This window comes from Paenibacillus sp. FSL F4-0236 (assembly GCF_038000135.1).
Lineage (GTDB): Bacteria > Bacillota > Bacilli > Paenibacillales > Paenibacillaceae > Paenibacillus_AQ.
The window spans coordinates 4,330,607-4,354,669 of sequence record NZ_JBBOBK010000001.1 but is presented as its reverse complement, the minus strand read 5'-3'; the positions used below and the strand labels follow the sequence as shown (position 1 = coordinate 4,354,669).

24 protein-coding genes are annotated in these 24,063 nt (G+C 42.1%); 18 read left to right on the top strand and 6 right to left on the bottom strand.

Annotated features, from left to right (window positions below; translation table 11 throughout):
* Positions 1-419: 419 nt before the first annotated feature.
* Entirely contained in the window at positions 420-1,325 is a 906-nt protein-coding gene (locus tag NSQ29_RS19585) for an ArsR/SmtB family transcription factor (RefSeq protein ID WP_042186035.1), read from the bottom strand.
* A 276-nt stretch (positions 1,326-1,601) separates the two neighbouring features.
* Here NSQ29_RS19585 and NSQ29_RS19580 point away from each other — a divergent pair, with 276 nt between their 5' ends.
* The 4 genes from NSQ29_RS19580 to NSQ29_RS19565 all read left to right on the top strand — a co-directional run bounded on the left by NSQ29_RS19580 (position 1,602) and on the right by NSQ29_RS19565 (position 5,836).
* On the top strand, positions 1,602-2,846 hold the full coding sequence (locus NSQ29_RS19580; RefSeq protein WP_042186037.1) for an extracellular solute-binding protein: 1,245 nt from the start codon (positions 1,602-1,604) through the stop codon (positions 2,844-2,846).
* Positions 2,847-2,925: 79 nt separating this feature from the next.
* Entirely contained in the window at positions 2,926-3,804 is an 879-nt protein-coding gene (locus NSQ29_RS19575) for a carbohydrate ABC transporter permease (protein WP_042186039.1), read from the top strand.
* A gap of 54 nt (positions 3,805-3,858) precedes the next feature.
* Positions 3,859-4,770, top strand: a complete 912-nt coding sequence (locus tag NSQ29_RS19570; RefSeq protein ID WP_042186041.1) for a carbohydrate ABC transporter permease — start codon at positions 3,859-3,861, stop codon at positions 4,768-4,770.
* A gap of 103 nt (positions 4,771-4,873) precedes the next feature.
* Positions 4,874-5,836, top strand: a complete 963-nt coding sequence (locus tag NSQ29_RS19565; RefSeq protein ID WP_339801789.1) for a glycoside hydrolase family 43 protein — start codon at positions 4,874-4,876, stop codon at positions 5,834-5,836.
* Positions 5,837-5,931: 95 nt separating this feature from the next.
* On the opposite strand, the gene NSQ29_RS19560 is transcribed toward NSQ29_RS19565, so the two are convergent.
* Together NSQ29_RS19560 and NSQ29_RS19555 are read right to left on the bottom strand one after the other, a co-directional pair.
* Positions 5,932-6,744, bottom strand: a complete 813-nt coding sequence (locus tag NSQ29_RS19560; protein WP_340968168.1) for an ABC transporter permease subunit — start codon at positions 6,742-6,744, stop codon at positions 5,932-5,934.
* Complete coding sequence (locus NSQ29_RS19555; RefSeq protein WP_340974782.1) at positions 6,741-7,628, bottom strand: ABC transporter ATP-binding protein; 888 nt, start codon at positions 7,626-7,628, stop codon at positions 6,741-6,743. Before NSQ29_RS19555 ends, NSQ29_RS19560 begins: the two co-directional genes overlap by 4 nt.
* A 211-nt stretch (positions 7,629-7,839) precedes the next feature.
* On the opposite strand from NSQ29_RS19555, the gene NSQ29_RS19550 reads away from it, so the two are divergent.
* The 6 genes from NSQ29_RS19550 to NSQ29_RS19525 all read left to right on the top strand — a co-directional run bounded on the left by NSQ29_RS19550 (position 7,840) and on the right by NSQ29_RS19525 (position 12,196).
* Positions 7,840-8,394: a TetR/AcrR family transcriptional regulator gene (locus tag NSQ29_RS19550; protein ID WP_341125873.1), complete on the top strand. Its 555-nt coding sequence runs from the start codon at positions 7,840-7,842 to the stop codon at positions 8,392-8,394.
* A gap of 358 nt (positions 8,395-8,752) precedes the next feature.
* Positions 8,753-9,211: a transposase gene (locus tag NSQ29_RS31585; protein ID WP_445164932.1), complete on the top strand. Its 459-nt coding sequence runs from the start codon at positions 8,753-8,755 to the stop codon at positions 9,209-9,211.
* The gene (locus tag NSQ29_RS19540; protein ID WP_339801801.1) at positions 9,142-9,318 is read left to right on the top strand and encodes a hypothetical protein; all 177 of its coding nucleotides are present in this window, start codon (positions 9,142-9,144) and stop codon (positions 9,316-9,318) included. Before NSQ29_RS31585 ends, NSQ29_RS19540 begins: the two co-directional genes overlap by 70 nt.
* Before the next feature lie 189 nt (positions 9,319-9,507).
* Complete coding sequence (locus NSQ29_RS19535) at positions 9,508-10,101, top strand: RNA polymerase sigma factor (protein ID WP_042186048.1); 594 nt, start codon at positions 9,508-9,510, stop codon at positions 10,099-10,101.
* Positions 10,067-11,206, top strand: coding sequence for a DUF4179 domain-containing protein (locus tag NSQ29_RS19530; RefSeq protein WP_076284283.1), 1,140 nt, complete (start codon positions 10,067-10,069; stop codon positions 11,204-11,206). The genes NSQ29_RS19535 and NSQ29_RS19530 overlap by 35 nt, the downstream gene beginning before the upstream one ends.
* Positions 11,207-11,311: 105 nt before the next feature.
* Positions 11,312-12,196, top strand: a complete 885-nt coding sequence (locus tag NSQ29_RS19525; protein ID WP_341126791.1) for a DUF5643 domain-containing protein — start codon at positions 11,312-11,314, stop codon at positions 12,194-12,196.
* A 124-nt stretch (positions 12,197-12,320) separates the two neighbouring features.
* On the opposite strand, the gene NSQ29_RS19520 is transcribed toward NSQ29_RS19525, so the two are convergent.
* Complete coding sequence (locus NSQ29_RS19520) at positions 12,321-12,530, bottom strand: hypothetical protein (protein ID WP_341125871.1); 210 nt, start codon at positions 12,528-12,530, stop codon at positions 12,321-12,323.
* A 99-nt stretch (positions 12,531-12,629) separates the two neighbouring features.
* Between NSQ29_RS19520 and NSQ29_RS19515 the strand changes: the two genes are divergently transcribed.
* Both NSQ29_RS19515 and NSQ29_RS19510 read left to right on the top strand, forming a co-directional pair.
* A complete protein-coding gene (locus tag NSQ29_RS19515; RefSeq protein ID WP_339801808.1) occupies positions 12,630-12,782 on the top strand; it encodes a hypothetical protein in 153 nt (50 codons plus the stop codon).
* Between the two features lie 88 nt (positions 12,783-12,870).
* Positions 12,871-13,083, top strand: coding sequence for a hypothetical protein (locus tag NSQ29_RS19510; RefSeq protein ID WP_339801811.1), 213 nt, complete (start codon positions 12,871-12,873; stop codon positions 13,081-13,083).
* A 1,378-nt stretch (positions 13,084-14,461) separates the two neighbouring features.
* On the opposite strand, the gene NSQ29_RS19505 is transcribed toward NSQ29_RS19510, so the two are convergent.
* On the bottom strand, positions 14,462-15,958 hold the full coding sequence (locus NSQ29_RS19505) for an amidase (RefSeq protein WP_339801814.1): 1,497 nt from the start codon (positions 15,956-15,958) through the stop codon (positions 14,462-14,464).
* 216 nt (positions 15,959-16,174) lie between these two features.
* Here NSQ29_RS19505 and NSQ29_RS19500 point away from each other — a divergent pair, with 216 nt between their 5' ends.
* Complete coding sequence (locus NSQ29_RS19500; RefSeq protein WP_042186061.1) at positions 16,175-16,642, top strand: MarR family winged helix-turn-helix transcriptional regulator; 468 nt, start codon at positions 16,175-16,177, stop codon at positions 16,640-16,642.
* Between the two features lie 75 nt (positions 16,643-16,717).
* Here NSQ29_RS19500 and NSQ29_RS19495 read toward each other — a convergent pair whose 3' ends face one another.
* A complete protein-coding gene (locus NSQ29_RS19495) occupies positions 16,718-18,349 on the bottom strand; it encodes an MDR family MFS transporter (RefSeq protein ID WP_341126790.1) in 1,632 nt (543 codons plus the stop codon).
* Positions 18,350-18,566: 217 nt separating this feature from the next.
* On the opposite strand from NSQ29_RS19495, the gene NSQ29_RS19490 reads away from it, so the two are divergent.
* The 5 genes from NSQ29_RS19490 (at position 18,567) to NSQ29_RS19470 (ending at position 23,720) form a co-directional block, all read left to right on the top strand.
* The gene (locus NSQ29_RS19490; RefSeq protein WP_340968183.1) at positions 18,567-19,088 is read left to right on the top strand and encodes a MarR family winged helix-turn-helix transcriptional regulator; all 522 of its coding nucleotides are present in this window, start codon (positions 18,567-18,569) and stop codon (positions 19,086-19,088) included.
* A gap of 150 nt (positions 19,089-19,238) precedes the next feature.
* Positions 19,239-20,006, top strand: a complete 768-nt coding sequence (locus NSQ29_RS19485) for a metallophosphoesterase family protein (protein ID WP_341125870.1) — start codon at positions 19,239-19,241, stop codon at positions 20,004-20,006.
* 115 nt (positions 20,007-20,121) lie between these two features.
* Positions 20,122-21,159: a helix-turn-helix domain-containing protein gene (locus tag NSQ29_RS19480; protein ID WP_042186066.1), complete on the top strand. Its 1,038-nt coding sequence runs from the start codon at positions 20,122-20,124 to the stop codon at positions 21,157-21,159.
* A gap of 3 nt (positions 21,160-21,162) precedes the next feature.
* Complete coding sequence (locus NSQ29_RS19475; protein WP_341125869.1) at positions 21,163-22,425, top strand: FAD-dependent oxidoreductase; 1,263 nt, start codon at positions 21,163-21,165, stop codon at positions 22,423-22,425.
* Positions 22,426-22,802: 377 nt separating this feature from the next.
* Positions 22,803-23,720, top strand: a complete 918-nt coding sequence (locus NSQ29_RS19470) for a DUF5692 family protein (RefSeq protein WP_341125868.1) — start codon at positions 22,803-22,805, stop codon at positions 23,718-23,720.
* Positions 23,721-24,063 lie beyond the last annotated feature (343 nt).

Here is a 24,063-nt window from a genome sequence, read left to right as displayed (position 1 = left end):
TACGAAAAATGTAAAACGCTTACAATAGAGCAATTAAAAAAACGTTTTTCACAAACCAAAATGGATTTGTTTTATGTTTATACAAACCATATCGTGGAAAACGTTTTATGTTGTTCTCATTTTAAGCATGATATTAGCATATAGTCAAATAGAAATTTATGAAATTATGAATCTATTTATAATTTTATTAACAAAAGGTAGTTGGGTTTGGATAGCATATGAAAAGTACTGTAGATTGCTACTGGAGTTGTGGAAAGTGAAAGAAGGTGGGAAATGTGGGCGATAAAGAGATGGATAGGGGAAAGTGATAACTGGTTCATATCACAGTACAGATAGGGGGGCTAAGGAAGAATAAATACTAATTAGTTGTTCGCCCCCATGAAAGAACCAACCTTGATACATGTGCATACTAGAAGATTTTAAAGGTAATACATTTTGAACATGATATCTTGATCATGATTTCCGAATTTTTTTCCGAAAATTGTAGCGCCTCCGACGTGTTTTGCATCTTCCTTCACTTCGATCCGGAAAGTCCATCGGTCACAGGTCGTATCTAAATCCTCAATCGAAACGGAAGACATGGGGTCACCGTCAATGTATGTTCCATTGTGATTAGTAATTCTAATCGTTTTTAGTAATCCATACTGGTTAATATTGTGCGGCCACCACTCAGGTGTGAATTTACCTCTTGCATCAGCAAAATCCCCAGGGCTTGTCCAAGTACCTAATTCCAAGCCGTTCAAAGAAAAGGTGATGTCTGAAGGCCATACGTCATTGGCAAATGGAAATTCGGAAGAAAGCTCTAGGCTAATTTCAAATTGCTGTAAGGTTTCATCTTTTTTCAGAAAATTGGCAATGTTGTATTGAACATAACCTTGGGTAAACCATAGAATCTCTGCATCGACTCTTTTAGAATCCATGAAATATTTAGGTTCGTCTACTCTGCCGATAAACTCTTTCTCTGTGGCAAGTCCGCATGTAGGCTTCAGATCATAATCCGTATAATGACCAATCGGCACCGATGTCTCATAGGAGGCAAAGGAATGAAAGATTTTTTTAGGGAAGTTAATCTCAATATGGTCGACTCTAAGAATTGAGATTTTTTGCATTCCGGATTTACCAGGAACTTTTTCTGTTTTTATGATTCCTGCATCTTCTAACTTTTTAATGTGTTTTGTTACGATGGGACTGCTTATTTTAAGTTCTTCTGCCAAATCTTTGATGTTCATCTTATTTTTGGAGAGTAACTGAATGATTTTTATTCGTACTTCACTTGCCAAGGCTTCATAAACAACGAGAGAGGACTTGTCTATTTCCAATTGCATTTTATCCACTTCTTTCAAAGTAATTTCATATACTGTAAAGTTTATTAATCTCTATATAAAGTAACACGAAAGGTAACTGAAGTAAATAATATATCACTTTCATCTCGTCTTAATGAACTAAAAGGTTAACTAAGTTTTAAAAAAAATCTATTAAGTTTATTTAAAAGTTATTGACTACGCTTTCAAAGCGACTGTATACTAAGTTTAAGTTAATCGTTTCCGACAAAGTTAATGTGAATGATTATCTTAACATTACAGCTGCAGGGGGAGAGAGTAATGAAAAAGAAATTTGGAGTAGTATTAGCAACGGTTCTAATGTTAACGACAGTGTTAGCAGGATGTGGTGGTAAAGATGATAGTAAGACGATTACGTTCTGGACACCGCTGACCGGTGATGATGGTGCTTATATGGATCAAATCGTTAAAGAGTACAATGCAACGAATCCAGAGATTAAAGTGAAGCACGTTATTACAGCTGATATGTACACGAAAATTTCTACCGTTTTGGCTTCCAGCAAAGGTGTTCCTGATTTAGCAATTATCCACGCTGACCGTGTTCCTGGGTTTGTTAAGCAAGGTGTCTTAGAACCCATGCAAGATACTGTATTACCGGCACAACCTGAACTAAAAGCTGAAAATTACTTACCACAAGCTTGGAACACTGGTAACATCGACGGAACACAATACACAGTACCTCTTGATATCCACAGTAACGTAATGTATTACAATAAAGATTTGCTCAAGAAATATAATGCTGAATCTTTCTTGGATGATAACGTTGTTACGATTGATGAAATGCTTTCCTTACAAGGTAAATTGGATGAAGGCGACTATGTAGTTAATGATGCCTTGCTCGGATGGGTTATCCTGGCTCAAATTCAAAACTTGGGCGGAGATATTCAGGTGGACGGCAAACCGGCTGTTAACTCCCCAGTATTTAAACAAGCCTTTGAAGATGTTAAGAAAATTGCTGATGCTGGTTTGATGACTCCATTTGGTGAAGACGGTTACTTGATGTTCCAATCCCAAAACGTACTCTTCTCCACAGACGGAACTTGGAGTTCTACCGCACATGCTGGAGTTGAAGGTTTGAACTTTGGTGTGACTAACATTTATTCTCCAACCGCTGATAAATTCACGAATAGATCTTCTTCTCACTTGTTCGCTATGCTTAAGAACGATAAGAGAACAGATGAAAAAGAAGTAGGGATTGCTAACTTCTTAGAATATGTGCGTACAAACTCAATGGAATGGGCAAAAGCTGGTCAAAACGTCGCAAGTAACGTAGTTAACCAAAGTCCGGAATACCAAAACTACATGCAATCCTTCTTTACTTCTAATGAAAAAGAAATTGAATCCCTTTACATTTACACATATGAGTACTACCCATACATTGCAGAAGCAGTAGATACTTATTGCGCAGATATCGTTCGCGGTAACGTTGATCTAGATGAGACCTTGGCAACCATGCAGAAGTTTGTAGAAGATAAGATCGCAGAAAGCAGCAGTGCAGCGAAATAAAGCGAAATAGAATAGATTGTACGAAGTAATGTGCCGTACTGTGGTGCATTACTTTGTGCAAAAGGAGAAATGAAATCCTATGAAAAAGAAAATAAACTGGGCACCTGCCTTCTTTGTAGGTCCGCACGTCATTTTGTTTGCTGTCTTCATTTTATTGCCAACGATTTATGGGATTTATGCTTCATTTACAAAGTGGAATTTAATGAGTGACCCGGTATGGGTAGGCTTTGATAACTATAAGGCCATTCTATTTGATGGCAAATCAACGTTTCATACTCAATTTTTCAGAGGTCTGAAAAATACATTGATCTTTGTGGGTCTCTCTGTTCCATTATTAATAGTTATCCCATTAATGGTTGCTGTTGCACTAGAACATAAAAAAGTTAAAATGAAGAGCTTAATTCAATCTATTCTCTATATTCCGGGCTTGATTTCGATTTCTGCGGCTGCACTAATCTGGCTTTTGATCTTTAATAAGCAATTAGGGATTACTGGTAATCTATTCGGATCACAAATTGCTTGGCCTGCAAATCAGCCGTATGCGTGGATTATCATCATTGTAATCACACTATGGGGCGGTATTGGGGGCAACATGATTATTTATCGTGCTTCATTAAGTGGCGTTGCGCAAGAATTATATGAATCAGCCGAGCTCGATGGTGCGGGTTCAATTAAAAGATTCACAAGTATCACCTTGCCATCTATTCGTTTTCCATTAATCTATACCTTTGTTATGACAACTGCCGGAGCCTTCAATGTATTCGGCCAACCGTTAATGATGACTGATGGCGGGCCTCGACAAAGTACACACGTACTCATGATGTATATTCGTCAATTAGCTTTCGGAAACGGTGAATCCATTGCAGGGATGGCATCGGCGATGGCAGTGTTATTGGGATTAGTAATCTTGGTGATCTCAGCGCTGCAATATTATGTAATGAACCGAAATGCTACATAAGGTTCTAGGGAACTAATTGATTAACAAGGAAATGGAAAAGGTAGGTGTACTATAATGTCAAATCAGGCGGTAAATGGCCTAGATAATCGTCCAGTTGTAAATAGAACAGGCAAAGTAAAAGGATCATCCAATGTTAGCATTTCAAAATATGTATCATATGCTTTTTTGCTTATCCTTTGTGTGATTTGGATTATTCCAGTAATATTCGGGATTTCCACGTCTTTTAGATCACAAACGGAAGTGGTTTCTTCAGGCTTTAGACTATTTCCTGAAACATGGGTCTTTGAGAACTATGTTACGATTCTGAACAATACTTCTACAGCCCCAATTCTACGTTGGCTAGGCAATTCATTGTTTATTGCTACAACCCACACAATCCTGGTGGTTATTGTGATTTCGATTACAGGCTTTGGGTATACCCGTATTAACTTTAAAGGAAGAGACACACTGTTCTTTACTTTGCTAGGGATCTCCTTTTTCCCGGGTGTAGTTAACTTAATTCCTTCTTATAAAATTATCGATTCCTTGGGCTGGGTAAACACTTCTTGGGCAATGATCATTCCCGGTCTTGCGGGTATGGGGAATATCTTCTTGGTCAGACAGTTTATGAACGGTATCCCAAAAGAACTAGATGAGTCTGCAAAAGTTGATGGTGCAAGTGACTTTAGAATTTTCGCGCAAATTATATTGCCGTTAGTTAAGCCGATTCTGATTGTTTGCGGATTGTTCTCCTTTACGGGATCTTGGAATGACTTCCTCTGGCCGGTTATCGTGTACACAGATGTAGACAAAATGCCAGTCACAGCTGGGTTGCTCTTGTTACAAGATATCTACGGAAACTATCGTATGATCGGGCAATTAATGGGGTCGGCAATCTTGGCGATCGTTCCAACCCTGCTGTTATTTATATTTGCTCAAAAATACTTCGTTCAATCTATTAACTTGAATTCAGGTATTAAAGGGTAGATCAAATGAACATAGCTTAAATACACCTTGCCTTCTTATAAGGAAGGGTGTGTTTTGGTGACCCATAAAATTAAAAATAAAGAGAGATATAGGAGTTGTCATCATGAGAGAATTCAATGCGAAAAATCCGCTTATTGAGCAAAGGGCAGATCCATGGATCTATAGACATACTGATGGTTATTATTATTTCATAGCTTCGGTTCCGGAGTTTGATAGAATCGAGCTTCGTCGTTCTGAATCCATTCAGGGATTAGCTGAGGCTGAGGGTAAGACCATTTGGGTTAAGCATGAAACAGGCTTAATGAGTGCCAATATTTGGGCGCCTGAGATTCATTATATTGATGGAAAATGGTACGTGTATTTTGCAGCTGCACATACCTCCGATACGAAAGATGGCTTATTTGATCATCGTATGTTTGCCATACAAAACTCATCCGTAAATCCATTAGAAGGTGAGTGGGTGGAAAAGGGTCAAATCAAAACGAAATGGGAATCCTTTGCCCTGGATGCAACCACTTTTGAACACAGAGGGGTTAGATACTACGTATGGGCACAAAAGGATCCCGATATCCCTGGTAATTCTAATATGTATATCTCTGAAATGGAAAACCCTTGGACGTTAAAAGGAGAGCAGGTGTGCATCACCACGCCTGAATATGATTGGGAAAAAATCGGCTTCCTGGTGAATGAGGGTGCGGCAGTTCTTAAGCGAAATGGACGTATTTTCATGACTTTCTCGGCAAGTGCAACAGATCATAACTACTGTATGGGGTTATTAACCGCTGATGAGGATAGTGATTTAATGGATCCGAAATCATGGGTCAAAACACCAGAACCTGTGTTTACAACTTCTGAAGAAAACGGTCAATTTGGACCGGGACATAATAGCTTTACAGTCTCAGAAGATGGCAAACAGGATATCCTAGTGTTCCATGCTAGAAGCTATAAGGAAATTGTGGGAGACCCATTATATGATCCTAATCGGCACGCGCGTGTGCAAGTGATCCAGTGGAATGAGGATGGAACGCCAAACTTTGGTGTCCCTAGACCGGATACGAAATCTTAAAATAATGCTTCTCTAGTGTGAAGAAGCTTATTATATTCTTCTATATGAAAGAGGGACGCTCCAGTAGCCACATGCTATTGGAGCGTCCCTTAATCTTATAATGGAAGATCCCGTCGTCTGAACAGTTCGATCCCTATGGCAAAAGCGAGAATACCGATCAACAGTAACCAACTAGAAACCTGAATAATCTCCACGTTTCCTTGAACGATTTTACCAGGCTGATAGAAGGAGAACAAGGTCATGTAACGTAATCCCTCCAGTTTATCGCTTATTTTGCCTAGCAGATCCAGAGTGAAGAATCCGAAGGTGATAGCGCCGGAAATTCCAAGCGCTTTTTTCTCATCATTACAAACCGAGGATACGAGGAAAGTGAGTCCCCCCACGGCAAAAAACAATAAAAACGCTACGCTATTCAGCTGAGTGAATCGGCCGCTATTAAATTCATATTCACTGCCGAGGAACCATGCTTTACCTAATAATCCGGCGAGTGTGGTTACGCCCATAATCAGGAGTAATGCTGTTGTGAGTACAAGCGCCTGCGTGGTAGCTACTTTTCTCCGCGTAGTTGGTGCTATCAGAAGATAAGCCATAGAGCCACGATCCACAAGTCGAGCCATGAGCTGCGTCGACATTTGTACACATACGATGGATAGAATCAGTACCAGAATAAGTCCATAATATTCTCCTGAGATAAAAGCCTCAGCACTGGTAAATCCGCTGTTTAATCCAAAGGCTTTACCTACACCTTCCGGCATAGCTTTAATGAGGTCATCAATGGCTTTTGTGCTTCCGGCGATCCCCGGATATAGCCAGATCATAAACAGAATATAGAAGGCAGAACCGAAGGCGTAATTCATAATGCCTTTGAGGTTCACCCTCATCATTTCTTTATAGAGTGGAAGATTCATTGCACGGCCCCCTCACGGTCATAGTAGTCCATGAAAATGTCCTCTAGATTCTGCGTGAACACATCCATACTGCGGATATTATATTTCCCGGTCTCCTGAATGAATCGATCATAATTCCCCTGAACGGCAATGCGGACCATATTCCCTTCACGAGCTTCCACCTGCAGGCCGGAGGCGGCGAATTGTTCTGCATCTTCGCGACTCGCGAAAACAACCTCAAACAGCTTCCGCTGCATCGATTGTAATTCGTGGATATTTTTTATAGTGACAATGTGTCCGTCTTTAATGATTGCAGCTCGGTCACAGGTGCGCTCAATTTCTTGAAAGCTGTGAGAGGACATTAGAAAGGTGGTTCCGGCTGCTTTTTCCTCCAATACGAGATCTATAAATACCTTTTGCATAAGCGGGTCGAGTCCCGAGGTGGGTTCATCCAGAATAATAACTTCAGGATTGTGCATGAAAGCTGCGACAATACCGACTTTTTGCTTCATTCCCTTTGACATTTTGCGGATCGGAGTTGAGGCATCAAATTGCAGTCGTTCAATGAGGCGGTCACGTTTAGTAGTGTTCTTCATCCCTTGCATGCCAGACATAAATTTAAGGAAAGAAATGCCTGTCATCCCGTCAAAAAAGTTGATTTCACCGGGTAGATAGCCGATATGCTTCTGGACTGTACCCTGTGCTTTCCATACATCAAGTCCATGGATGCTCGCATTACCTTTGTCCGGCTTCATAAATCCCATGATATGTCTTATGGTCGTAGATTTACCCGCGCCATTAGGCCCCAGAAACCCAAACACCTCACCTTTATTTACGGTAAACGTAACATCTTCGATTCCCTTGCCATTCGAAAATCGTTTGGTTAAGCCTTCAACTACAAGCATGCCGCCACCCCCGCTGCAAAATAATGAACTATTATTAATTGGATATTTCATATGTTATATTATTCCTAGTGAATAGTGAAGTCAATGGAATTATGAAATAATTGATAATAAATATTTCATTAAATTTAAATAAGCGCACTATATAATGAAGTTAAGGGTGAATAGCATGAATGGATTTGAGAAAAGAGCCGCTCAAATAAAACTCAAAATTATGAAGACTACGATGGAAATGCTCAAGAGCTGTGAGCCCAAACGTCTCCGGATCTCAGACATTGCGAAAGAAGCAGGTGTCTCACAGGTGACGATTTATAATTATTTTGGCAGCAAGGAAGCGCTGCTTGGTGAGTCCTTTAAGGATTTTATAGAGAAGGCGATTCGCGAATTTGAAGATTACATTCATGGAGAGCATTCTCTAAAAGAGATTATTGAATACATTATGACGATGGAGAGAGAAACCTACAGTTCATTGTCTCCCACGACTGTGAAGGAGCTTATGATTGAGGATCAGGACATGTTTCATTATCTTGAAGAACGGTATACAAACGACGTTTTACCATTGATGGTTAAGATGGTGGAGGATGGCAAAGCACGAGGAGAAATTTCAAATAAAGTATCCACCAAAGGGATTCTTTCATTTATGGGAATGTACATGCGAAGTTCGGGAGAAATGCTAGATGAAGCCAGCAAACAAGAAGACATAGATGCCTTCCTGGAGGAAGCCATCCATCTCTTCTTTTATGGGATTTGCGGGCGGGAACAGGAGTAGCGTGAGCTTTGTTGCATTAATAGTTGGAGCACTTACCCAATGCATTTAGATCAGTATTGGTTTAAAAAAACAATGAAGTTGCAGAAAGCTATGTTTACAACGAAATTAAATAATTATCATATTTTAAAATTCCGAAAAATGATCGTAGATTACGCTAACAGTGATTTATTAAAAGATTTTGTTCAAATGCGAATAAATAAAATAGTAGATCCATTGTATACTAACCAAGATACTAAGGAGTTTGCCATTTTTAATGGAAAAGCTTCGGGCACTATTGAAGAAGGAACAACTGACGATTTGAAAGCATTTACTTCTAGTGACTTCTCGGCAGGGTTTCTATGTGAATGCAGAGCAGCGGATGAAGGATGCCCGAGGAGCAGCGAAATACATAGGGGGTTATTTAGCGCGACCGGCGATTGCAGAGTACCGGGTGGTCAGCTACGACCACCACAAGGTGCATTACTGGTACGAAGATCACCGAACGGGGAAACGGGTGGATGTGGTGTCGCCGGTGATGAAGTTTATCTACGATCTCGTGCAGCACATTCCACCGAAGCATTTTCGGATGGTGGGTCGCTATAGTCTATACAGCCGGGGGAAAAACAAAGAGTCACAGAAGGTGTTTAATCTGTGGTGGTACATGATCCATAAACAAATCGAGATGACCTTTCCTGTGAAAGAACGAAAGAAGAAGAACTACCGTCAGCGGATGCTGGAGAGCTATGGGCGAGACCCGATGCTCTGTCCATGCTGCAATCACCGGATGTTGAGCCGTGGGAGGAAGAACCAGAGGTATGGATCGATTATGTTTGCGTAGAATGTGGGACGGTAGATCCTGTCCCTGAATTTATAGTGGGAGAGTGTGCCTACGACCTGGAGTCTGGAGAATCCCCAGAGTTTGTCTCTGTAACGGAACCTTGGTGAATAACTTTCTAGCCAGCGGACAAATAACCGCTGGCTAAAAAGTTATTCACCCGTTAGGGTGATTTTGTTCGTATATGTAATTAATCTCACTGCGTTTGTAGTCCCTAATCTAACTGCATATTAAAAAATAGTGTCACAAAATAGCATTACGAGATTGTTATATAGGTAAACAAGAAAGGAGGTGAGCTCTTGCAGCCAACCATCCCCGGGGAAGAGGAAGGAAAATGGAATGCTATTGAAGCGGTTGTAGAACAGGTCAGAGCAGGAGACAAAGAGGCATACAGTGCGATCATCATCCAGTTTGAACGGCAAATGTATACCTACTGCTATTATATCCTGAAAAATCATGCGGAGACGGAAGATGCCGTACAGGAGATCTTTATTCGCGCCTATCAAAATCTTCACCAGTACAGCAGGCAAGTATCCTTCTCAGCCTGGCTGTATAAGATGGCATACCATCATCTAATCAATTTGAAGAAGAGACAGAGCCGCTGGCTTAAGCTGATCGATCATTATAAAGAGCAGCAGCCTGTGCTGCAAATCTCCCGTCATGAGTCAGAGGTTTATGAGCTTTTGACTTTTCTCACAACTGAAGAGCGTCATATTTTACTCCTTAAGGCAGTAGAGCAGTACACCTTTGAGGAAATAGGCGAAATCATGGGCCTCAAGTCCGCAACCATACGGAAAAAATATGAACGATTGCGCCGCAAACTGATGGAATGTAAAAGCCGAAAAGGAGAGATAGCACATGGGACATTCGCCGGAACAAACGGAATTCGCTGAAATGAATGCCATCGAACAAATGATTCGTGAATCGTCTTTACCAAAGAAAAGTATGAGTTATCAAATTATGAATACGATTGGAGCGAGTGAATTGAAAAGAACATCATCCAAACCTAATTTAATGAAAAGAACAGCAGTAGTGGCCGCAGCAGCAGCCATCCTAGGTGCAGGTGTGGTGGGTACGGGATTTGTATCACCGGCAATGGCTTCAACGTTAAAGCAAATTCCTATTGTTGGAATTCTCTTTGAGGGAACCAGCAACGAAGCTTTGGATACTGCCATTAAACAAGGAATCGTAACAGAACCTAACCTGAGTGTAACCCATGAAGGAATCACGCTGAAGGTAGCTAATTTACTTTATGATGGTACCCGGTTGTCCTTCGTTTTGGAACGTGAAGGCGTAGATTTGCCGAATACAGGCTCTCCATACCTTTTTGAAAAAGATGTTGAGGAAAAGGATCAGCTTAAAGGTTATATTAAAATGCCAACGATCCTCGCTAACGGACAAGCCATTGAATATGGCGGAGGCAGCTTTGGCGACTCGCCTAGGCAGAAGAATGCTTATGTAGTTGAAGTGACTAAGGGTCTAAATTTGCCTGACCAATTCGAGCTGACCATTCAGGCGAATGTCACACAGGTGAAAGAAGCTTTTGAATTCAAGATTCCTGTGAACGTGGAGAATAAATCGATTGTTGTGAAACCAGAGGCCTCCAAATCTGACGGACAGTTCAGTTATACCGTTAAGCAACTGGATATTTCGCCGGTGTCCACCCGTTTCGTTCTGGATAGTAAGGGCCAAGTACCACAATCTCCGGGGCAAACCGGTGATTACAGCGCCAGTATGGTCTATTACGAGCTTGTAGACGACCAAGGAAATGTCGTGAATCCGAGCAGATTCGAGTATTTCAACAGCGAACCCAAGACTGAATATCAGATTGATCAACTGTTTTCTCCTTTTGCTGGCACACCTAAAACGATTACAATCAAGCCATTTACTCTTACTGTGAACAACAAGGATTGGAGCGTTGTCGGCCAAGGAAAGAACAGTGTGGGTGAGAAAACATATCTGAAAGATCTGGAATTGACCATTCCTGTTAAGCCTTAATCCATTAGAGAAGGGGACAGTCCCGCAGGTCATCAATAATGACCTGGGGATAGCTCCCTTTTTCTTTTCATAAAAAATAGGACAGGAGCTAATCCATTGAATTCTATGAAACCTGAATTGAGAAAAAAATTCGCTGGAGCAGCATTGGCAGTAACGTTGGTAATGGCAGTCACAGGCAGCGGGTTCCCTTCAACCGTTAGTGCCGAGACCTCCGGGCAATCTGCCAGTTCCAATCTAGCGATTACCCACGAGGGCGTAACGCTCAGTATATCCAAAGTAATGTTTGACGGGAACCGTCTTGACATGGCATTCCGGCAGGAGGGAGGCACTGTGGGTAAGGGGATCATTATTGATATCGCGCAGATCCCGGTTTTGTCTGTTAATGGGAAAAGGATGTTATATCTTCCCTATGTGACGTCTATGCCGGAAGATGAAAGGGCAGCTTTGCTCTCTTTCAACATCCCCAAAGATGGCAAACCGCAGCTCGCGGATGAATTCAAAATGACGATAGAGGTGTACACCAAGAGCGTCAAGGAGCCATTTACCTTTACCGTCCCGGTGAAAAAGCTGAATAGTCTTGCAACCTTGCAGCCGGGTACAACTCAAAAAAACGGGGATTTTAGCTATACCGTGGACTATTTCCAGATGACGCCGTTAATGATGGAACTCAAGCTGCACAGCAGCGGGAAAGTTCCTGGAGCAGCCAAATCCAAAGGGCGTTCAAGCAAGATGTTGTATGACATTGCCGATGAGAAAGGAAATCTAATTCAGGCAACCGTCAGCGACATCGACATCAAGCGACCGATCACAGCAAACATTAAAGAAGACCTGTTCTATGCAGCCTCCTTCAAAGCAGTGCCGAAAACCATCACAATTAGGCCATTTACGTACACCATAGACGCTAAAGGAGACATTCTGAAAGACTCAGGAAAAAAATGGATCAAGACCTATTACAAGGACTTGGAAATGAAGATTGCAGTTGCTAAATAACAATCTTACAGTTGAGGGGGAATTCACGCTGATACCAGCGCGGGTTCCTTTTTTATGCTTGAGGGATTCCAATATAGGTCAATCTCTGGGTGGTCGGCGAACGCTGGGCTGCTCGCTGCAGTGCTCACCCGTGGCCATTCCTGCCTGCAGGAGTGCCTGCAGTTATTTTCGGGCTCCCTGGCTCAGTGCTGGCTCGCGGATCCGCCGCAGATGCTGCTGCTGCAAGTTGCAGCACAACCAGGTTATCGGGTTTTTGATCCGCAGCATCCGGCGCTCTTCCGGAGGCGGATGCACCAGGACCGGCGAACGCCTGGCAGCTCACTACAGTGCCCACCGGTGGCCATACCCGCCGTCTGCAGGAGTGCCTGCCGCAGTTCCCGGACTACCCGGCACGGTGCCGGCTCAGCGATCGGTAGCAGCCGGCGGCTTCCGGATGTGGATACCGCGAACGGCAAACGCAGGGCTGCTCGTTGCAGCGCTCACCGGTGGCCATACCTGCCGTCTGCAGGAGTGCCTGCTGGTTCAAATAGCAGCGGAGGCCACAGGGAAAGTTGAAGTCCAGGATTGTTTGTGGGACGGAAAATAGTACCCTTAAGTCAAACTACAGGATATGAAAGAGGGTCGTAAGAAAGAAGGATAAATTTCAAGAGGAAATGCAAGAGGAAATGCAAGAGATGAAGAGAGAGTTACAACAGATTAAGGGTGAGGCTGAAAAGAAGGAACAGAACTTTATACGCGAGATTGAAAAGCAGCAGTTAAATGCTGAGATTGATAAAGATCGTGCCATATTTGAGACGCAGCGGAAAATGATGGATAAAGAGACTGAACTGCGTGATAAGGTGTCTGATCTTCGAGAGCAAATCTCGGAATTAAGAAGTGGAAAATAGTTTGGAGTATAGATGGCATCCGGTTTGTTTTCGGGATTTTTGATTCTAGAGAGTCAGGAACTGATGGAAATGGATTTATTGTACTCTAATCATAAACAGTAGGAGTTGGACATGAAATTAAAGTCCTTAACTTCCGCTGTTTTTTTATGGGGGGATGCCTTGGTTAGATTTCTCGCTCGACTTTAGGAGAAGCAAGAGGTACGTAGCATCGGATTAGACTATATGTAGCCGTTCGCATCAATATATTTAATTGCCTAAAAGAATCTAGTATGATTATTGCGATGGTAGTTTCGCGTTATGGGTTTAATGGTTTAAACACATGGAAGGCGAAGAGAATGCTTGTTTAGGCTGATAAGCTAACAGCGAGCATGTGATTGATATCAGATTATACTAATTGCTATGTGTGAAAGTGATTAATACGATACTGGAAGCTGCTGAGTAAAACAGTTAAACTCGCCGAGATATAGTTATTTACATTATAAAGGTTAACAGCATCGTTAACTATTCCGCCTGGGGGAGTAGTAAATTCTACTCCGGCCTGCTGCTTCATAGTGGCCATTCGTACAGATCTGCTTCAGTACAACGTATAACAACAAGGGGTGTGAGCTCTTTGTATCGAAATCATATGCAAAGGAAACCCCTGAAATGATATAGCAAAAACCTTGTAGATGAAGTGACGAACGTGTTCAAGCCGATCGCGCATCTCGAATATCAGTCGATCATGCCAAGCGAATTTTTTCTGCCCTTTGGAGGAAATTGGACGAAGACAATCTTTGGTTTCAGTTAGTGCGGTTGCTAGATGCCGTGAAGAGGACAAAAACATAGTCCCATAGAACCTGCGCCCAGCGCGTTTTCTATTTGAAGGGATGAAATTTATTTACTAGCCTAGTCGACAAACCGTCTGCTGAACTTAAAGTAGGATGAAAAGAAAGGAACAGAGTGAGCACCTCATGTAAGAGCTGCTTGATTAGACTGAATGTTTTTATTTCACGCAGTTTTTCAAATAGTACAGAAAGAAGCCTGCACTAATAAAGAGTACGGGCTTCTTTCTAGCAATTTTATCTCTATTCATATAATAATATAAGTATTCATCTATTAAAATATACATTGTTATACTATTATCTTTCGAAAATATTATTAGATAATCAAGTTATAGGTACCAGAATCATTAATTTATTAATATATATCTGCTATACATTAGCGCTAATACTATTATCTATTTTGATCCAATCATAGTCATTGTTTGGCCATCTCATTTTGATTTGATTCAAATCTTTATCGATCTTCCTACGATCATTATATTCTCAATAGGATCGAACATAGTTAAGTAATAGAACTATGATCCTCAATTGACTTAGCCACCACTTCATGAATTTCATCATGGAAAGAGCGGATTCCCTGTCATCCCTACCCACAGCTCGGATTGTTCAAGATGGGCTGCAAGCTGAAGCAGTAAATCTTCCCGGCCTTTAGCAGCCATTACCTGTACCCCCAACGGTAGACCCTCTTGCGACATATGGACGGGAACGCTCATAGCTGGCTGACCCGTCAAATTGGCGAGCTGGGTGAACGGTGTGTAGGTTAGGCTTGGTTTAAACATAGCGTAAATCATTCGCTCTTGTTCCTCTTTCGGCAACTCATGTACATGCAGCAGTTTTTCGATTTCAGCAGAGCTATGCGTTAACTGGCCAATCTTAGGAGCTGAATCCGCATTTGTTGGTGTGATATACAGATCGTAGCGGTTAAGCAGACCTGCCATTTGTGCGGCTGCAATATCCCATTCATCCAGACTATGCACAAATTCTGCTGCAGAGACTTTTCTTCCGGCTTCCCCAAGGACCCAAGTAACGATATCGACTTCACTGGAAGTAATGGAACGTCCCATCATTTTTTCCAGCGATACGAACATCGCTGCCACTTCGCCAGTATTCATCGTATAGTAATTCTCCATCAGCCTAACACCATTTACTGGACTTAGTTTTTCTTCAACTTCATACCCCTCAGCTTCGAGCCATTTTACAGTTTTGAGCACAGCAATGACTGCTTCATTCGTTACAGAAGTGCCTACTGGAGAAGCTGTTGTGAACGCTATGCGCAGTTTTCGCTGTGCTGGCTTGAATAGATCGTCTAAATAGACGCCCGGATATAGTGGTGTTTGAAAAGCAGCCTCTGGCTGCACAACCTGTAGTAGATCCAGCATGGCAGCACTATCGCGTACGGACCTTGTCAATGCAAAGTCAATAGAAGCGCCTTGCCATTGACGACCGACACCTGGTCCTACTGGAGTACGTCCACGGGTGGGCTTCAGTCCGAACAAGCCGGTGAACGAGGCAGGGATACGGATCGAGCCGCCACCATCACTAGCACCCGCTGCCGGAACAATACCAGAAGCTACAGCTGCAGCTGCACCACCACTTGAACCGCCGGGGGAATATTCGGGATTCCACGGATTACGTGCCGGGCCATGAAGGACGTTCTCGGTAATGTTTTTGAGGCCGAATTCTGGTGTATTCGTATGTCCAAGCGGAATGAATCCGCCGTTTCTGATTCGTGCTACGTAGTTCGAGTCACGTCTGGCAATATTGTCTTTCATAAGCAAGGCACCCGAAGTAAGAGGTTCTCCAGCGATAGCTTGGGAGATATCCTTGAGCAGAAAAGGAACGCCGGCAAACGGGCGAGTGCTATCATGAACAGGCATATCGTCAGCTTCCTTAAGAGCAGCTTCTCTACGAGTACGTACGACCGCATTAAGAACTGGATTAACTTCATCGAGCCGAGCGAAAGCGGCTTCGACAAGCTCACGAGGGGAGACTTCACGTGCTTTGACAAGCGAAGCAAGCCCTAGAGCGTCATATGTAGAATAAGAAAAGGACATGATAGATAACCTCTTTCGAATAGGCGTGAATTGCCAGTATTTTATATATAACAATGTATCATTTATCGTCAGTAAAGGACGACCAAGCCCTTTCTTCTGATCCCATTATACATCTCGATAGTAATGATTTGAAAATGGATATCTGACATCTATCAATTCTTTTTTAAGCCCGATTAGGCTATACTTAGTGTTAAATGGATCTTATGGGGTGTACTGATGAACGAAGATAAATATCAGAATGTTGATGGACTAATGGAAGCTTTCCAGCAATTTGCCAGGATGAATTGGCGTAAAACTACAGTCTGGGGATTGAAGCCAAGTGAGGTTCGGATGTTGGTTTCTTTAAAGCTCGGCAAGGAACGGGAAGGGAAGAAGGGCCAGACAGTATCCGATATCAGCAAGTTTCTTAAAGTCACTTCTCCTACGGTTACACAGATGGTCAATAGTCTGATTGCACAGGGATATGTAGTGCGTTCTGCCGATGCCCAGGATCGCCGAATCAGTGAGATCACGCTTACGGAAAAAGGAGAGCATTTGGCCGAAATGGCTGTGACGAAATCCCGAAATACCTTTAAAGGCATGATTGATTATATGGGTAGAGAAAAGACAGATTCGTTAATGGAGCTGTTAAACGAAGTCTACGATTATTTCGAAGAATTGAACGATCAACCAACCGAATCCTAATCTCCTTCACATAAAAAAGAGATGCCGCACAGCCAAAGCTGTTTACGGACATCTCTAATGTATATTTATTTGTGATTAGTGTACAGCAGGTACTGACTTTTCAAGGTTTTTGCCTTCGCTTTTTCCCTCTGCAGTTACCTCTGTTTTTTTCTCACCACTTCGTAACGGAATCTCTTTAAGGAACAGGACAAGCAATGCTGCAATGACTAACAGTGCCGTGCCGCTTAAGAATACAACCGTCAGGGAATCGCTTAGTGCGTTTCGCAGCATCTCAATCAATTGATTGAAGAGCGGCTGGATTTGCTCTGGCAGCGTTGTATGCAGTTCCTTCAGCTTAGGCTGATCTAGCAGCATTTGCGGATTCATAAATGCGGAAAGTTGTTTAGCGGATTCAGGGTCAAGTTTGGTTAAGTCTGGACCCTTGCCTGAGGACACTGCTGCCTCTAGTTTATTCGTTAATGTAGTGTTCATGATGGTACCCATAATCGCGATACCGATGGTTCCCCCTAAATTACGGAACAATGTATTTGTAGCAGTAGCAACCCCTAGCATGGAGGGAGCTACAGCATTTTGTACGGTTAAGGTAAAGACAGGCATCGATAGTCCTAAACCAATCCCGAAGACAATCATGCTGACTACGGCCATCGCAATGTTGCTCATAAAGGCCATTATGATCATGGCTACAACCATAAATGGCATACCCATCAGGGCATAACGCTTGTATTTACCTGATTTGGAGATCCATCTACCCACGAGCGTACTAAGTACAATCATTGCTAATGACATCGGCATATTAATGAATCCGGAGTTGGTCGGGGAGACACCTTCTACACCTTGGACAAAGAATGGCAGATAGATCATTGCGCCCATCATACCAGCATTCATCAGGAAGCCGACAACCATGGAGATGGTTACGATGGAATTCTTAAATAAGGATAATGGCAATACTGGACTTTTAGCTTTTCGTTCAATCAGAATTAAAATAATAACTCCGAGAATAGATGCCCCGAACAAGCTGAGAATCTCTGGGGAACCCCATTCATATTTTGTACCCGCCCATGAAAAGCCGAGCAAGAGTGCAACAATGGTAAGGGAAAGGAAAATGGAGCCTAAGTAGTCAATGGATTCTGAAGTGGAGCGTGCAGTTTTAGGGAACATTTTCCAAATCATAAAGAAAGCCACGATACCGAAAGGCAAGAAGATCCAGAAGATCCATTTCCAAGCCATGTGATCCACCATGAAGCCCCCAAGGGTAGGACCAATTACACTAGAGAATCCAAATATGGCCATCATAATTCCAGTCCACTTGGCTCTCTCTCTAGGAGCGAACAAATCACCTACAGCGGTTACGGTAGCCGACATTAGAATCCCGCCGCCAAGACCTTGAATCCCGCGATAAGTGATCATTTGGAAAATATTTGTCGACAATCCGGACAGGAAAGCGCCTATAATAAAAATAACGATCCCCGCTAAGAGGAATGGCTTTCTTCCATAGATATCGGATAATTTGCCGACAAGTACGGTAGCGATTGTAGAGGTGAGCATATAGATGGTAATTACCCAAGTATAATGTTCAATGCCTCCTAACATCGCAATAATTCGGGGCATTGCAGTACCCACAATGGTCTGGTTGATTGCTGCGAAAAACATAGCCGCCATTAAAGCAATCATAATTGTAACTTTTTTCTTTTGCGAAAGATGCTCCAGAGCTGTTCCTCTCCTTTAAGTTCTATATATTGTAGTTTGGGATTTCATGTCTTAATAATTAGGTAGCCAAACTATCATTTATGTATAATACACAAATTCATCATTTAGCACAACTGTTTAATTATTTAATTTTTATGGAAACAGAATGTGATTTGGACTTGATTTTTTGGAAATAGGTAAGTAATCTAATTAGATTGAGTTAAATTGGAGGTGCCCTATGGATACTCAAAATAGTCAAGAGCAGAAGCTAATCATTGCCTTTGAAAATATTAAACGTTTGACCTCTCGTCCGTCCTCAAAGGAAGTGATTTCGTATAGAGAATTTATGATGATGTATGTCATAAACAATTTAATGAAGCGAAAGAAGCATTCAGACGAAGTCGAAGAGCAGCGGGGAGTCATGATTTCTAGATTAAGCGACTTGCTCCAAATTAGCAGACCTACTGCGACACAAATGGTTAACAGTTTGGAGGAGAAGGGTTACGTGGTGCGAACAACGTCCGATACCGATCGGCGGGTTGTATATATTGGTCTGACGAATAAAGGGGAGCAGATTTATGATTCCCAGATGGCTACTTTTTCAGGTATTTTAAGTGAAGTTACGGAAAAGGTGGGTAAGAAAGAGATCGACCAGTTGATTTTTCTATGTGATCGTTTTCAAGAAGCGGTGCATGAAGTCAGAAGCCGCCAGCTTTTTACTCAATCCGATGAAGATCCGATCGTTATGGATTCCGTATAGCGACCATTACAAAAAAAAGATATTTCGGTGCCTCTGCCCGGAACGTCTTTTTTTAATTATAAGAAAGTATAAGTTTCGCGATATACTTTATCCTTATAATTCTCGCATAAACGCTCACCGTCCTTTAAAGGACGCCGAAGGCGTTTTAGCTTGCAGCATCCAGAGCAAGGAGGAATTACAATCAGAATATTAGCGATTAGCGACATTCACGGAAGCTATTCCGAATTCAACGCATTATTAAAAAAAATAAACTATCGGCCATCCGAGGACAAGCTCATTCTGATGGGGGATTATGTGGATAGAGGTCTCAATAGTAAAGGAATTGTGGATCAAGTTATGGCCCTAAAGCGGGAATGGGGCGTTACTGTTCTAAAAGGCAATCATGATAAAATGGCCTATGACGCGCTCACCAGCGAGGATGATAAACTGGATACGCATTGGCTAAACAACGGTGGTTTGTATACATTGATGAGCTATTGTGAGGCGGATTCTGACTTTTTTAAAGCGGATTTTGGCTGGCATGATTATATGCTGCTGAAAGAAGAAATTAGACAGAAATACAAACATCATTTGGATTTTCTAAGTTCATTGCCACTTTATCATGAGACGGAAGACCATATCTTTGTCCACGCAGGCATTAATCCATTAATAGCGGATTGGAAGCAGCAGGATCCATATGATTTTATCTGGATCAGAGAGCCATTTTATACGAATCCTGTAGTTAGCACTGACAAAACGGTTATTTTCGGTCATACCTCGACGATGGATCTACATGATTCGGAAGACATCTGGTTTAGTCCGCTGGGCGATAAGATTGGTGTGGATGGTGGATGTGCCTATGGTCAACGTCTGAACTGTTTGGAGATTTCTGGAGGGGCATACAGCACACATTTTGTTCGGAATGGGGAGAAGCCTTGAGCTGTCTCTCTTTTTTTAAAATAATAGAAAGTATAAGTTTTTCACCTATCCTTTGTAGAATAGCACTGTATTTAACGCCAACTATGTATAAAATAAAGAATAGGGGGTGTAATAGATGAATGCAAACAACAAATATCATATCCTCATGCAAGGGACTATCAGCAACAATGTGAGCGAAACCTGCAAGGAGTTTGGCATATCCCGGACGATCTATTATCAGTGGTGTAAAGCTTACCAAGAGCAGGGGATGGATGGACTGGCAGAGAAGGAACGAAAGCCGGTAATGCCTAATAAAGTGGATAAGCGAACGGAAAGATTGATCTTACAATACGTTGCCAAATTCCCTGAAGATGGACCCAAGCGAATCTTTTACGAACTGCAGGATGAGGGTGTGAACATAGGGGAGTCAGGTATTTATAATGTGCTGCGTCGAAATGGACTTAGTAAGAGAATAGAACGGGAGGCTTACGCCAAAGAAGTTAAAGCAAAGAAGCGGGACGGCGCGCAAGCGGCTAACAGCAGAGGGTGTAAAGAGAAATCCAAACCTCTGGACTATAGGATGAAAAATCCGGAAAATGCTCATCCCGGGTATATGTGCCAACAGAGTATTAGCTATATGGGAGTGTTCCCGAGGGTAGGAAAGGTGTATCAATACGTGGTCTACGATGCCTATTCCAGATTAGGCTTAGTTAAGCTATATAATCGGAAGTCCGCCATTCATTTTATCGATTTTATGGATTTGAAGGTCATCCCATTGATGAAGACCTTAGAATTCCAAATTAATAATCTGGTTACGAACAAGAGTCGTGAATTTACTACGAACTGGGATAGAGGTAAACATAAATACAGCGATTTTTTACATAAGAACAACATAAATCAAGTAGCTATTACTGCAGATCAGACAGAAGTATTTCAACCCTTACAGCAATTTGCAGCGGTGTTGACGAAAGAGTTCTATCAGCAGGCTTGGTTGGATGATACGATTGATTCCTTTGAGACTTTAGAAAAGCGCTTACACGAATATTTGAGGATCTATAACTTCAGCAGGGTGATCACAGACGGACCTAATCAAGGTAAAATACCATCGGATGTCGCACTTGAGTATGCAGGTCAGCGTGAGACCTTGCCATTATGGTTATTTACAAGGAGATAACGGATGATGACTAATATGAAGTATGAAGACAGAATAGGGATCATCGGTGCAGGGATTTCTGGGGTTACAGCTGCTTACCAGCTCGCGAAAAAAGGATATAACCATATCACTCTCCTTGAGAAGTCAGACCGAGTAGGTGGCAAGTGTCATTCGATTGAATATAAAGGGAAAACCTATGAAATGGGAACCCTAATCGGCTTGCCAACTTATAAACATACGATTGAACTCATGAGGGAGTTTGATCTTATGGATAAGGGGCCACTCTTGGAACGGGGATTTTTTGATACAAATGGGCGAAAAACTACTCAGATTCCTATGGACCAAATTCAGATGTTTACCCAAGAATTCAAACGGTTGCCGGAAATTTTGAAACGTTATAAGTCACTACAAGAACCGGGTTTTCTACACTTACCGGCAGATCTATGTCAGCCCTTTTCAGATTGGTGTACGGAGAATGAGCTATCTGTAATTGGGCAGGTATATATGCATTACTTCAATACTTTTGGTTTTGGGAGTATTCAGGATGTGCCGGCCGCCTATGTATTGAAATTTCTTACTTATGATAATTTATTATCCTTTATTGAGATCACTCACATGATAACCTGGCCTAAGGGAGTCACTGAACTCATTAGAAGAATGGCCGATCAAGTAGAGGATCTGCGTCTGACTTGTGAAGTGCTACATATGGAGCAAGAGGAAAATGGTCAAGTTCGGGTGGAAACAAACCAGGATATCTTTTATTTTGACAGGGTTATTTATACTGCTTCCTTAGAGCATCTGGGCGATATGATTCACTTATCTTCGGTAGACAGAGCATTATTTGAGTGTATAATCTACGAACGGTTTCGGGTATATGCCTACAGAGTGAAGGGGTTGCCGGAGCTTTCTGGGTATATCCCCTGCAATATGAATCCTGAACGCAAGGGACATATGATGGCATGGTATTACAGGTGGGCAGATATGGGAACAACGGATCTAGTTACGGTTTATGTAGCGGAGAATGATGAGATGACAGATCTCGAGATGAGGGAAAAGGTAGAAAATAAACTTCGCGAGCTTGGCGGCGAGAATATCCGTCTGTATATGATGAAGCGCTGGAAGCAGTTCCCCCATGTAGATTCTAATGCGATTCGTGAAGGCTTCTATGAACGGCTTGATCAAATGCAGGGAAGAGATAAGATCTATTATGCAGGAGAAATTATGAATTTTCCTACACTGGAGAACTGTATCGTATATTCGAAATACTTAGTTGAAAGATTTTTTTGATAATGCGTGAGTAGTAAGCCTTGTCCACAAAGAAATTTGTCGGCAAGGTTTTTTGTATTGCATAAAGTATATATTTTGGGCCCCCCGCAAAGTACCTGAGTAAGCATTAAAGCAAAACTCCACTTTGTGGGGGATATTTTACGTTCGAGTTAGGTTTACAGTTTGTAGTTCTGTAGACATAGTTTCTAATAGATTCCCTTACTTGGGGTAGGACCTTGGATGAATTCCAGTCCTATTGATGTGTAAACTCAACTCGAAATGAGACTATGAAAACCTTGATAAATCAACGTTTTGAGCGGTTTGATCGTTCGAAGGAGGATGGGATATATTGGACTCAAGACATAGCTTATATACAAAATATGAAGGAGGAATACATTATGTTTTTATTCGAATCGATTCCTTGGTACTCTGCTCTAATGTGGTTAGTGGTACTTGCAGGATTAATGATTTTCAACGAAATAGCTCGAAGAAGCAAGTGGTTCTCAATTATTCTGTTTATCGTTGTCCCTATTGTTCTTACCATAGCAGTTTGGCCGAATACGGCAGGCGAAGGCTCCAGTACTGGAACATGGTTTCACTGGGTAAAAGTATATTCTGCCTTGGCAGGATGTATAGGGTTTATGGCTATCCGTTATGTTAAAGGATGGGACAAAAATAAATATATATTAATGTTCCCGGCGATTATCCTTGCAGTTAACATTCTTGAAGCAGTTATCCGTGATTTCCAAGTGTACAGCTTGCAAGGCGTGGTGGATGGCGTAATGATGGTAGGTGGTCCTTGGAACATTATGAACGGGATCGCAGGTATTCTGAACATTATTACGATTTCTGGTTGGATGGGTATTGTTATTAGTAAAGACAAGAGTAAGGATATGTTGTGGCCGGACCAGCTGTGGTTCTGGATCATTGCTTATGACATTTGGAACTTTGCCTATGTATATAACGCAGTTTCTGACCATTCCTTCTATGCAGGTGCAGCTCTTCTGATCTCTTGTACAATTCCAGCATTCTTCTTCAAAAAAGGAGCATGGCTACAGCACCGTGCACAAACCTTGGCGATTTGGATGATGTTTACAATGTCGTTCCCGGCGTTTGTTGGCGATTCAAAGTTCTCCGTACAATCTTCTCACAGCGAAACGGCGCTTTGGGTTGTGAGTGCATTATCTTTAGCAGCTAATATTGCAGTGTTTGTCTATCACTTCTATAAAATTACCAAACATAAACGTAATCCGCTTAAGGTGGAAGTGTATACAGATTTAGCGGCTTATAAGACGATTGCCGAAAGTGCAAAATAATAGAAGGTTTAATAGCTTCTTTAAGAATCCGCGCCTAGCGCGGGTTTTTTTTATGGAATAAAATTTATAAAATTTCGAGATTGCGGAGAAATGTGAAACGAATTTATGGGATGGTCTATATTCAACTGGTGGCCATGGGGAGCCCTGTTTTTAATTAAGCACACGCCTCTTTGGGATGTATAACGGGCCGAGCGGACCTTATATCCTTCGAAATGCATGTTTTAGTACAGCTTACGGACAAATGTATGCGAAAAACTGAACACAATGTGCCGACGGTAACGTAAGCGAGCCGAATGTATGTGAAAAACCGAATACAATGTGCCGACGGTAACGTAAGCGAGCC